At 73.7% G+C, this 11,430-nt stretch carries 8 protein-coding genes; 6 read left to right on the forward strand and 2 right to left on the reverse strand.

Translation table 11 applies throughout. The features are described from left to right. Positions 1-62: 62 nt before the first annotated feature. A complete protein-coding gene (locus ACFCX4_RS28865) occupies positions 63-1,541 on the reverse strand; it encodes an MFS transporter (RefSeq protein ID WP_376148544.1) in 1,479 nt (492 codons plus the stop codon). 100 nt (positions 1,542-1,641) lie between these two features. Between ACFCX4_RS28865 and ACFCX4_RS28870 the strand changes: the two genes are divergently transcribed. After that, complete coding sequence (locus ACFCX4_RS28870; protein WP_376148547.1) at positions 1,642-2,613, forward strand: helix-turn-helix transcriptional regulator; 972 nt, start codon at positions 1,642-1,644, stop codon at positions 2,611-2,613. A gap of 449 nt (positions 2,614-3,062) precedes the next feature. Here the strand turns inward: ACFCX4_RS28870 and ACFCX4_RS28875 are convergent, their stop codons facing one another. Beyond that, positions 3,063-3,710 carry a hypothetical protein gene (locus ACFCX4_RS28875; RefSeq protein ID WP_376148550.1) on the reverse strand — a complete coding sequence of 216 codons (648 nt, stop codon included), beginning with the start codon at positions 3,708-3,710 and terminating at the stop codon, positions 3,063-3,065. 134 nt (positions 3,711-3,844) lie between these two features. Between ACFCX4_RS28875 and ACFCX4_RS28880 the strand changes: the two genes are divergently transcribed. The 5 genes from ACFCX4_RS28880 to ppdK all read left to right on the forward strand — a co-directional run bounded on the left by ACFCX4_RS28880 (position 3,845) and on the right by ppdK (position 11,293). After that, positions 3,845-5,077 (forward strand): histidine kinase, encoded by a 1,233-nt coding sequence (locus tag ACFCX4_RS28880; RefSeq protein ID WP_376148553.1) that lies wholly within the window; start codon positions 3,845-3,847, stop codon positions 5,075-5,077. Beyond that, positions 5,065-5,709 (forward strand): response regulator, encoded by a 645-nt coding sequence (locus tag ACFCX4_RS28885; RefSeq protein ID WP_376148555.1) that lies wholly within the window; start codon positions 5,065-5,067, stop codon positions 5,707-5,709. The genes ACFCX4_RS28880 and ACFCX4_RS28885 overlap by 13 nt, the downstream gene beginning before the upstream one ends. Next, entirely contained in the window at positions 5,706-6,551 is an 846-nt protein-coding gene (locus tag ACFCX4_RS28890; protein WP_376148558.1) for a DUF4097 family beta strand repeat-containing protein, read from the forward strand. The genes ACFCX4_RS28885 and ACFCX4_RS28890 overlap by 4 nt, the downstream gene beginning before the upstream one ends. 395 nt (positions 6,552-6,946) lie before the next feature. Next, positions 6,947-8,020 (forward strand): tRNA dihydrouridine synthase DusB, encoded by a 1,074-nt coding sequence (gene dusB, locus ACFCX4_RS28895; RefSeq protein WP_376148564.1) that lies wholly within the window; start codon positions 6,947-6,949, stop codon positions 8,018-8,020. Between the two features lie 564 nt (positions 8,021-8,584). Then, positions 8,585-11,293 carry a pyruvate, phosphate dikinase gene (ppdK, locus tag ACFCX4_RS28900; RefSeq protein ID WP_376148561.1) on the forward strand — a complete coding sequence of 903 codons (2,709 nt, stop codon included), beginning with the start codon at positions 8,585-8,587 and terminating at the stop codon, positions 11,291-11,293. Positions 11,294-11,430 lie beyond the last annotated feature (137 nt).

The following is an 11,430-nucleotide window of genomic DNA, read 5'->3' on the forward strand; positions in this document are numbered from 1 at the left end:
GTGCGGAACAACGGCCCCGAGCTGGTCGCCGCCCTTCCGGCCCCCGAGGAGGAGACGCTGCCTCAGCCGATCGAACGGGGGAGACGGGCGGTCAGGACGAGGACGGTGAACGAACCCAGCAGCTGGATGCCCAGGCAGAGGGCGAGCGCGCGGTCCATGCCGAGGGTCGGGGAGAGGGCCAGGTAGAGCGAACCGAGGGTGGCGACGCCCAGGGCGAGGCCGGCCTGCTGGCCGGTGGCGAGGACACCGCTGCCCACCCCGGCGCGGTCGGCCGGGACCTTGGACAGGACGACGCGGAACAGCGGCGTGCCGATCAGGCCCTGTCCGATCCCGGCCAGTGCCACGCCCGGGGCCATCCGCAGCGGGGAGAAGTGGCCCCAGTCGGCGAGCACGGTGAGCGCCAGGGTGCCCAGGCCCAGGGCCTGGACGAGGGCGCCGGCGGTGAGCACCCGGCTGCCGAAGCGGCCGATCAGGCGCGGGCCGGCCAGGGAGGCGCCGAAGTAGCCGACGGCCATCGGGACCAGCGCCCAGCCGGCCGCGACCGGGCCGAGGCGGAGCCCCTGCTGGAGGGCGACCGCGATGACGAACATGAAGCCGCCGAAGCCGCCGAAGTAGGGGAGCGCGATGCCGAGGCCGCGCCGCATCTCGGGGACGCGCAGCAGGGTGGGCGGCACCAGGGGGCTGCCGCCGAGGCGTTCGGCCCGGCGCTCGACCAGGGCGAAGGCGGCGGTGAACACCGGGAACAGCGCGAGCAGGACCCAGGACCAGAGCGGCCAGCCGGCGCTGCGGCCCTCCATCAGCGGGACGAGGAGGGCGAGCAGGGCGGCGGTGAGCAGGACGGTGCCGGCGATGTCGACCCCGGTGGCCCGCTCCGCGCGGCTCTCCGGGACGAAGCGCAGCGCGAGCACCAGGGCCAGCAGGGCGAACGGGACGTTCAGCAGGAAGACCGAGCGCCAGCCGGTGCCGAACAGGTCGGCGGCGACCAGCATGCCGCCGAGGACCTGGCCGACGACCACCGAGACGCCGGCGACCGCGCCGTAGACGGAGAGCGCGCGGCCGCGCCGGGCGCCGTGGGTGGCGGCGGTGATGGTGCCGAGGACCTGCGGGATCAGCAGCGCGGCCGACGCGCCCTGGGCGGCCCGGGCGGCGACCAGGCTCCAGGCACCGGGGGCCAGCCCGCAGGCGAGGGAGGAGACGGCGAAGGCGGCGGCCCCGGCGACGAAGAGCCGGCGGCGGCCGAGGATGTCGCCCAGCCGCCCGCCGAGGACCAGCAGGACGGCGAACGCGATGCCGTACCCGGCGGCGACCAGTTCCAGCACGGCGGGGCCGGCGGCGAGGTCGTGGTCGATGCTCGGCAGCGCGACGTTGACGATGAAGAAGTCGAGCATCGGGAGGAACGCCCCGAGCAGGACGGTGACCAGCCCGGCGGTGCCGAGTGCGGGCGGGGCTGAGCGGGCGGCGGCGGAGACGGCGGAGACGGCGGGGGAGGGAGCGGGGCCGGTGGCCGCGAGGGCCCTGGTGGCGGTCGGTTGCTGGGTCACGGTCCTACGATCCGGTGCGGCCCACCCTGGTACCAGAGTGTCCTTGTCCGGGTATCAGAAGTACCTGGCACCAGGATGCGCGATGGCGCATGCTGGTGGGATGAGGACGACGGCCGTCACGGCAGGCACCGGGAGAGCACCCGCCGATTCCCGGCGGCACGAGCTGGCGGCGTTCCTCCGCAGCCGGCGGGAGCGGATCACCCCCGAGCAGGTGGGCCTGCCGCCGACCGGCCGGCGGCGCACGCCGGGGCTGCGCCGCGAGGAGGTCGCGCAGCTCGCCGCCGTCGGGGTGACCTGGTACACGTGGCTGGAACAGGGCCGCGAGATCCAGGTGTCGGTCCAGGTGCTGGACGCGGTGGCGCGCGCCCTGCTGCTCGACCCGAGCGAGCGGGCCCACCTGTTCACCCTGGCCGGGGCGGAGGACCCGGTACCGGTGCGGGAGTGCCCGACCGTCACACCGGGGGTCAGGATGGCGGTGGACCGGATGGCGCCCTACCCGGCCGCGGTGATCAACTCCCGCTACGACGTGCTGGCCTGCAACGCCCAGTACACCGGGATCGTCGGCGACCTGGAGCAGCTGCCGCCGGAGGACCGCAATCTGATGTGGCTGGCGTTCACCCCCTCCCGGTTCCGCGACGTGCTGGTGGACCACGAGGCCGAGCGGGACGTCATGGTGGCCAGGTTCCGCTCCGGGATGGGCGAGTACGGCACCGAGCCCGCCTGGCGGACGCTGCTGGCCCGGCTGCGCCGGGCCTCCCCGGTGTTCGACGAGGCCTGGCGGCGGCACGACGTCGTGCGGCCGGGGAACGGGCTGAAGCGCTTCCTGGTCCCGGAGGCGGGGCTGCTGCGGCTGGAGTACACGAGCTACTGGCTCGGCCCGGTCCAGGGACCGCGGATGGTCGTCTACACCCCGAAGGACGAGGAGACCGCCGCGCTGCTGACCAGGCTGCCCACCCGGCTGCCGTCGGCCCTCGCGGCGGGAGCGACCGGTGGCGCCGGTGCGGGGGCGGCCGCGGGCACGGCCGGCGGCGCGGGGACGGTCACCGGGACGGGGGCTGCGGGGGTCCGCTGAGGACCCTCCGGCGCCCGCCAGGCCCAGGACCAGACAGAGGGCGGCGAGCGGGAGTTCGACACAGCCCGCCATCGTCAGCGCGGCGAGCAGCTCCCGGCCCGGGCCCGCGGTGGCGATGTCGGCCAGGGCGTCACCGGAGAGGAGGAGCGCCACCGCACCGGCCGGTGCGACCGTGCCCGGACCGCGGCGGCGCAGCACGGCGTCCAGCCGGAGCAGGGCGGCGAGTTCGCAGAGGTCGAGGACGACCCAGGCCGTCTCGCCGGCGGCCGCGAGCACGGCCGTCCAGGGCAGCAGCACCAGTGCGGCGACCACCGGTACCCGCGCGGCGAGCGCCGCGAACGGGTAGCGGGCCGGCGGGGCGGGGCGTCCGGACCGGGGTGTCGGAACGTGCCGGGGCGGCCGGACACCCCGGCTGTCCCGGACCGGACCGGCCGTGAGGACGGCGGTGCTCATCGCGCGCCCCCGGCCCGCGCGCCCCCGGTTCGCGCGCGGACCCGGACGAGCGGGCACCGCTCGGCCCCGGTGCCGTCGGCCGCCTCGACGAGCACACCGTCGAAGACGCCCTCGGCCCAGGCCAGCCAGAACTCCCCGGCGACGGTGACCACCTCGCCCGCCGTGACCACCGGGCCGGAGCGCCCGGGCAGCCGCAGCAGCCGCCCGTCCGTGAACCCCACCGACGGCACCGCGCCACCGTGCGGCAGCCGCCCCCAGGCCAGCCCGTACCGGGGCCGCCGACGGGCACCCGCCCCGGCCGCCGGGCCCGACCAGACCCGGGCGCCGCGCAGCAGGCCGCGTCCGAGCCGGGCCGCGACCAGCACGTCCACCAGCTCGCCGTGCTCGTAGACCTCCAGGGCGGCCCGGCCGCGCCGCCCGCGGCCGGGCCGGACGCTGCGCACCGACCAGGGGCCGGCCGGGAGGAGCGGCCCCCCGGCCCCGTCGGCCCCGTGGGACCCGTCGGACGCGGGGGTGGGCCCGACCGGCAGCCGTCCGTCCCCGAGGGCGCCGGTGCCGGCCGCGGCGGCCCGGCTGCCCGCGGCCCCGCCGCGGACCGGGCGGCCGTGCGAAGGATCGGTGGAGTGCGAAGCAGTGCTCGTCATGCCGTCAAGACTCGTCGTCACGGACGGTGTTGTCGGTAGTGCACCGGTCCGAACCGGGGGTGTACCCAGCTTCACCATTTCTCGGCAGACACCTTCATGGTGACGGCCGATCACCGCGCCCTAGGCTGTCCGCCATGCCTTCCACGAAGCCGCGCGGCGCGCTCGCCGGGAGCGCCCTCCGGCCGCCGTGGCCGGCGGCGGCCTGGCGGAACAGCCGCTTCCTCGCCGCCGGGATCCCCCTCGCCGTACCCACCTGGCTGATCTTCGTCGACCTCAAGGTGACGCTGTTCTTCCTCGGGGTGGTCCTGCTCTCCGTCCGTCCGCTCACCGCCGCCCAGCGCAGTCGGCTCCGCGCCCTGCGCGGGGTGGAGATCCCGCCCCTGCTGCGCCCGGCCGGCCGGGCGGGCGCCGGGCCGCTGACCGCGCTGCGCACCGGGGTCAGCTGGAGCCAGGTCGGCTACCACCTGGTGGTGGGCCCGCTGGTCGCGCTCGGCGCGCTGGCCGTCGTCTACGGGTGGGGCGCCGCCCTGATGGCCTCGACGGTCTTCGGCTGGTCCTGGATGATGCCGGCCGACTCCCCGGTCCACTACCAGTGGGCCAAGCTCGACATCCCGCTCACCGTCGGCGGTCTGCTCCTGGTCCTCCTGCTGCCCCGGGCCGCGTCCCTGCTGGCCCGGCTGGACGAGACGGCCGCGGTGCGCCTGCTCGGACCGGGCCGTACGGCCGAGCTGGAGCACCGGATCGAGGAGGTGGTCGAGAGCCGGGCCGGGCTGGTCGACGCGGTCGACGCCGAGCGCCGCCGGATCGAGCGGAACCTGCACGACGGTGCCCAGCAGCGGCTCACCTCGCTCGCCATGAACCTCGGCCTGGCCCGCCGCACCCTCAGGGACGTCCCGCCCGAGGCCATGCAGGTGATCGTCGAGGCCCACGAGGAGGCCCAGGCGGCCATCGACGAGCTGCGCGACCTCGTCCGCGGCCTGCACCCGGCCGTCCTGGAGGACCGCGGGCTGGACGCCGCGCTCTCCGGCATCGCGGCCCGCACCCCGCTGCCGGTCCGGCTGGACGTCGACCTGGCCGAGCGGATAGCCCCGACCGTCGAGGCGGTCGCCTACTTCACCGTCTCCGAGGCCCTGACCAACGTCGCCAAGCACGCCCGGGCCTCCCGGGCGGACGTCTCGGTGCGGACGGCCGGCGGCCGGCTGCGGCTGGTGGTCAGCGACGACGGCGTCGGCGGGGCGGACGCCGCGCGCGGCTCCGGGCTGACCGGCCTGCGCCAGCGGGCCGCCTCGGTCGACGGGTCCCTGTCCGTGCTCAGCCCCGTCGGGGGCCCGACCACCATCACCGTGGAGTTGCCGTGCGTGCTGTGATCGCCGAGGACTCGGTCCTCCTCAGGGTCGGCCTGGTCAAGGTCCTGGAGGCGGTGGGCTACGAGGTGGCCGCGGCCGTCGGGGACGCCGAGGAACTGCTGGCCGCGGTGGAGGAGCACCGCCCCCGGGTCGTGGTGGCCGACGTCCGGATGCCCCCCGGTTACACCGACGAGGGGGTGCGGGCGGCGCTGCTGATCCGCCGGCAGTGGCCGGAGGTGGCGGTGCTGCTGCTCTCCCAGTACGTGGAGGAGCGCTACGCCGCGGACCTCCTGACCAGCAACACCAGCGGGGTCGGCTATCTGCTCAAGCAGCGGGTGGCCAACGTGGACGACTTCGTGGACGCGCTGCAGCGGGTGGCCGAGGGCGGCACCGCGCTGGACCCGGAGGTGGTCGCCCAGCTGCTGGTGCGCCGCCACCGCGATCCCCTGGAGCGGCTGACCCCGCGCGAGCGGGACGTGCTCGCGCTGATGGCGGAGGGCCGCTCGAACGCCGCGATCGCGGGGGCGCTGGTGGTCAGCGACAGCGCGGTCGCCAAGCACATCAACTCGATCTTCGCCAAGCTCGACCTGCCGCCGGCCGACGACAGCCACCGCCGGGTGATGGCGGTGCTGCGCTTCCTGGAGGTGGCGTGACGACGACCGCGCCGGCGGGGGCGCCCGCCCCGGAGGAGGAGGTGCCGCCCGTTCCCCGGGGCCGGGCGGGCTGGCGGCTGATCGGCACGCTCGTGCTGGTCGTGGCACTGCTCTTCGGTGCCGGGCAGACCTGGGGGATGGCGGTGCACCAGGAGGTGCACGTGGAGCGGACGTACCCCGTCGCGGTGACCGGGCTCCGGCTGGACACCGGCCGGGCCACCGTACGGATCCGGCCCGGGAAGGAGGGCCAGGTGGTGGTCCGCCAGCGCCTGGACTGGATCGTCCGCAAACCGGTCGTCTCGGCGCTCTTCGACCAGCACCGGCTGGACCTCCGGATGTACTGCAACCAGGTGCTGCCGGTCAGCGACCTCGGCTGCGGCGCGGTGATCGAGCTGGAGGTGCCGCCCGGGATCGAGGTGAGCGGGAAGCAGTCCAGCGGCAGCATCGACATCGCCGGGACGACGGGCGGGATCGACCTGCTCTCCACCTCGGGGGAGGTCGTGCTGACGGAGGTGTCCGGTCCGCTGGCCGTGCGCACCACCTCCGGTTCCGTGCGGGGCCGGCAACTGGCCGTTCCGACGGTCACCGCGGGCGCGACCTCGGGGTCGGTGCAGCTGGGCTTCGTCGAGCCGCCGCGCAGCGTGGACATCGGGGTGACCTCGGGAGCGGTGGTGCTGGGCCTGCCGCGCGGCTCCCGCTACGACTTCGAGGGCGGCACGGCCCCGCGCGGCGGGATCGATCCGGCGCTGGCGGACCGCTCCAGCCCGAACAAGATCAGGGTCTCGGTCAGCTCCGGATCGGTGTCGGTCCTCGCGAAGGACCGCGAGGCCGACGGGGACTGACCGGCGGCGGGCCGGTACTCGCGGGCCGGTACTCGTCGTCCGGTGGCCGGTCCTCGGCCGGGTATCGGCCGGGCGTCGGCCGGCCGGGCGGCCCGGCCGCCTTCCGGCGAAGCCCCGGACGGTTGCGCCGGGTGGGGGACAATGAAGAGTCCCCCACCCGCCGTCCCCGAGGTCAGCCGCGCATGACAGTCCCGCCCGCACCCATCGAGCCGAGCACCGCGACCGGCCCCGCCGACGGCACCGCCACCACGGCCGGCGTTCCGGCCCCCGCGCCCGCCGCCGGCGGCATCGGAGCCACCGCAGCCGCCGACGCGGCCGGGGCACGAGCCGGAGCCGGGTTCGCGCCGCTGGCCATCGGGCCGCTGGAGGTCTGGCCGCCCGTCGTGCTGGCACCGATGGCCGGCATCACCAACGCGCCGTTCCGCACCCTCTGCCGCGAGCAGAGCGGCGGCAAGGGCCTCTACGTGTCCGAGATGATCACCACCCGGGCCCTGGTCGAGCGCAACGCCAAGACCATGCAGCTGATCAGGTTCGACCCGAGCGAGAAGCCGCGCTCGATCCAGCTCTACGGCGTGGACCCGGTGACCGTGGGCAAGGCCGCCCGGATGATCTCCGAGGAGGGCCTCGCCGACCACATCGACCTCAACTTCGGTTGCCCCGTCCCCAAGGTGACCCGCAAGGGCGGCGGTTCGGCGCTTCCGTACAAGCGCAACCTGCTGCGCGAGATCCTGCGCGAGGCCGTGGCCAACGCTGGTGACCTGCCGGTCACCATGAAGATGCGCAAGGGCATCGACGACGACCACCTCACCTTCCTGGACGCCGGGCGGATCGGCGCCGAGGAGGGCGTCTCCGCGATCGCCCTGCACGGGCGCACCGCCGCCCAGCACTACGGCGGCACCGCCGACTGGTCGGCGATCGCCCGGCTGCGCGAGTCCGTCCCGGCGGAGATCCCGGTGCTCGGCAACGGGGACATCTGGTCGGCGGACGACGCGCTGCGGATGATGCGCGAGACCGGCTGCGACGGCGTGGTGGTCGGCCGCGGCTGCCTGGGCCGGCCCTGGCTGTTCAAGGACCTGGTGGCGATCTTCGAGGGCGAGACGGACTACGCCCGCCCGACCTTCGCCGACGTGGCCCGGGCGATGGTCCGGCACGCGCAGCTGCTCGGCGAGTGGCTGGGCGACGAGGCCCGCGGAGTGATCGACTTCCGCAAGCACGTCGCCTGGTACACCAAGGGCTTCTCGGTGGGCTCGGAGCTGCGGGTGAAGCTCGCCAACTCCTCCTCGCTGGCCGAACTGGCCGAAACCCTCGCCCTGGTGGAGCAGTCGCAGTCCTGGCCGGCCGGTGCCGACGGCCCGCGCGGGCGGACCAGCGGCAACAACCGGGTCGTCCTGCCGGAAGGCTGGTTGGACGATCCGTACGACTGCGCCCGCCCGGGCGAAGACGCCGAATCGGACACCTCCGGCGGCTGATATGTACAGCTGGTAGAAAACGGCCCCCCGGGGCCGATCGGGACTCCTCCCCGGCCCTCTTGGCCAATTCGGCCAAGAGGGCTCCTTTTTGGCAGTCCAATGTCACGGAGGAGACACGTTTCTGGACGCAGTGCGACGATCGGCTGAGCAGGACTACGTTCGAACGGTGAGATGTGCTCGTGACGCTTGCCACATACCCTGGCGGTCGGAGGTGGCCGACAGGACGAAATGAACAAGTCGGGGGCGGATCGCTTCCCGAAGGGGCGCGGCGGTGGATCGGGCGCTGAGGGTGCAGGAAATCAAGCCGCGCCACCGGTCCGGGCCGCCGGTGGCTACCGTGCGTTCCGGCAAGGTGATCTTCCCGTTTCACCGCCTTCAAGACTTGAAGGTGCGCTAGCGTCAGCCGGACGATTTCCCCACCAGAGGTGAACGCCATTCAGTGCATTCGATCTAGCGGGTTACGTGCCGATCCTGACCACGTACGGCCTATTGGCGGCGCGGACGAGCCTTCGAAATGGGTATGTTCTCCGGCGTCAGGGCAACCGTGTGCGAGGAGACAAACCCGTGGCGTCCCAGCAGAAGTTTGTTTACTCCTTCACTGAAGGAAACAAGGACCTCAAGGACCTTCTCGGCGGTAAGGGCGCGAACCTGGCCGAGATGACCAACCTGGGTCTCCCCGTCCCCCCGGGGTTCACCATCACCACCGAGGCCTGCAAGGTCTTCCTGGAGACGGGCACCGAGCCCACCTCGCTGCACGAGGAGATCAGCGCCCACCTGGACGCCCTTGAGCAGGAGATGGGCAAGAAGCTCGGCCAGGCCGACGACCCGCTGCTGGTCTCGGTGCGTTCGGGCGCCAAGTTCTCGATGCCCGGCATGATGGACACCGTCCTGAACATCGGCCTCTCCGACGCCTCGGTGGCCGGCCTCGCCGCGCAGTCCGGCAACGAGCGCTTCGCCTGGGACTCCTACCGCCGCCTGGTCCAGATGTTCGGCAAGACCGTGCTGGGCGTCGACGGCGAGCTGTTCGAGGAGGCCCTGGACGAGGTCAAGCACGCCAAGGGCACCGGCAACGACCTCGACCTGGACGCCGCGGACCTCAAGCGGCTGGTCGAGGTGTTCAAGGCCATCGTCGAGCGCGAGACCGGCCGGGCCTTCCCGCAGGAGCCGCGCGAGCAGATGGACCTCGCCATCCACGCCGTCTTCCACTCCTGGAACGGCGACCGCGCCCGGCTCTACCGCCGGCAGGAGCGCATCCCGAACGACCTGGGCACCGCGGTCAACGTCTGCACCATGGTCTTCGGCAACCTCGGCGAGGACTCCGGCACCGGTGTCGCCTTCACCCGCGACCCCTCCACCGGTGCCCAGGGCGTCTACGGCGACTACCTGTCCAACGCCCAGGGCGAGGACGTCGTCGCCGGCATCCGCAACACCCTGGCGCTGTCCGAGCTGGAGAAGCTCGACAAGAAGTCGTACGACGAGCTGATGGCGATCATGCAGACGCTTGAGAACCACTACCTCGACCTCTGCGACATCGAGTTCACCATCGAGCGCGGCAAGCTCTGGATGCTTCAGACCCGGGTCGGCAAGCGCACCGCCGCGGCCGCCTTCCGGATCGCCGTCCAGCTGGTCGACCAGGGCCTGATCGACCTGGACGAGGCCCTCATGCGGGTCACCGGCGGCCAGCTCTCCCAGCTGATGTTCCCGCGCTTCGCCCCGAACGCCGAGTCCAAGCAGATCGCCCGGGGCCTCGCCGCCTCGCCCGGTGCCGCGATCGGCAAGATCGTCTTCGACTCCTACACCGCGGTGAAGTGGTCGCGCTCCGGCGAGAAGGTCATCCTGGTCCGCCGCGAGACCAACCCGGACGACCTGGACGGCATGATCGCCGCCGAGGGCATCCTCACCTCCCGCGGCGGCAAGACCTCGCACGCCGCCGTCGTCGCCCGCGGCATGGGCAAGACCTGTGTCTGCGGCGCCGAGGAGCTGGAGGTCGACACCAAGCGCCGCCGGATGACCACCGCCGACGGCCTGGTGCTGGAGGAGGGCGACGTCGTCTCGATCGACGGCGCGACCGGCAAGGTCTACCTCGGCGAGGTACCCGTCCTCCCCTCCGCGGTGGTGGAGTACTTCGAGGGCACCCTGCACGCCGGCGCCGACGTCCAGGGCGGTCTGGTCCAGGCCGTGCACCGGCTGATGTCCCACGCCGACGGCCGCCGCCGGCTCGCCGTGCGGGCCAACGCGGACAACGCCGAGGACGGCTCGCGCGCCCGCCGCTACGGCGCCCAGGGCATCGGCCTGTGCCGCACCGAGCACATGTTCCTCGGCGAGGAGCGCCGCAAGGAGGTCGAGCACCTGATCCTCGCGGACAACGACAAGGACCGCGAGCAGGCGCTCTCCACCCTGCTGCCGCTTCAGAAGGGCGACTTCCTGGAGCTCTTCCAGGCGATGGACGGCCTGCCCGTCACCGTCCGTCTGCTCGACCCGCCGCTGCACGAGTTCCTGCCGGACATCACCGAGCTGTCGGTGCGCGTCGCCCTCGCCGAGGCCCGCAAGGACCCGAACGAGAACGACCTGCGGCTGCTCCAGGCGGTGCACAAGCTGCACGAGCAGAACCCGATGCTCGGCCTGCGCGGCGTGCGCCTGGGCCTGGTCATCCCCGGCCTGTTCGGCATGCAGGTCCGGGCCATCGCCGAGGCCGCCGCCGAGCGCAGGCTGGCCGGCGCCGACCCGCGTCCGGAGGTCATGATCCCGCTGGTCGGCACCGTCCAGGAGCTGGAGCTGGTCCGCGACGAGTGCGAGCGGGTGCTCGCCGAGGTCGCCCAGGCCACCGGCGTCCGGCTGGACATCAAGCTCGGCACCATGATCGAGCTGCCGCGCGCCGCCGTGACGGCCGGCCAGATCGCCGAGGCCGCCGAGTTCTTCTCCTTCGGCACCAACGACCTGACCCAGACGGTCTGGGGCTTCTCCCGCGACGACGTCGAGGCCTCCTTCTTCACCGCCTACCTGGAGAAGGGCATCTTCGGGGTCTCGCCCTTCGAGACCATCGACCGCGACGGCGTCGGCTCGCTCGTCAAGCACGCCGTCGAGGCCGGCCGGGCCACCCGCCCCGACCTCAAGCTCGGCGTCTGCGGCGAGCACGGCGGCGACCCGGACTCGGTCCACTTCTTCCACGAGGTGGGGCTGGACTACGTCTCCTGCTCCCCCTTCCGGATCCCGGTGGCGCGCCTGGAGGCGGGCCGCGCCGCCATCGAGACCGCGGGCAGCGACTCGCGCTGAACGCCGGGGGCTCTGAGCCCCCCGGCACGGCCGATTCGCTGACCGCTTCCCCTCCACCGGGGAGGGGCGTACACCGGAGCTCGGCGCAGGAGAACCGGCGTACGCGAGGCGGCCGGGGCGGGTACGGACAACGGCGT

It is taken from the genome of Kitasatospora sp. NPDC056327, assembly GCF_042261735.1.
Classification (GTDB): Bacteria; Actinomycetota; Actinomycetes; order Streptomycetales; family Streptomycetaceae; genus Kitasatospora.

What these genes read in the sequence shown, in the direction of transcription:
- ACFCX4_RS28870 (WP_376148547.1), top strand. Translation starts at nt 1,642, where the DNA reads ATGAGGACGACGGCCGTCACGGCAGGCACCGGGAGAGCACCCGCCGAT.
- ACFCX4_RS28880 (WP_376148553.1), top strand. Translation starts at nt 3,845, where the DNA reads ATGCCTTCCACGAAGCCGCGCGGCGCGCTCGCCGGGAGCGCCCTCCGG.
- dusB (WP_376148564.1), top strand. Translation starts at nt 6,947, where the DNA reads ATGGCCGGCATCACCAACGCGCCGTTCCGCACCCTCTGCCGCGAGCAG.
- ACFCX4_RS28875 (WP_376148550.1), bottom strand. Translation starts at nt 3,710, where the DNA reads ATGACGAGCACTGCTTCGCACTCCACCGATCCTTCGCACGGCCGCCCG.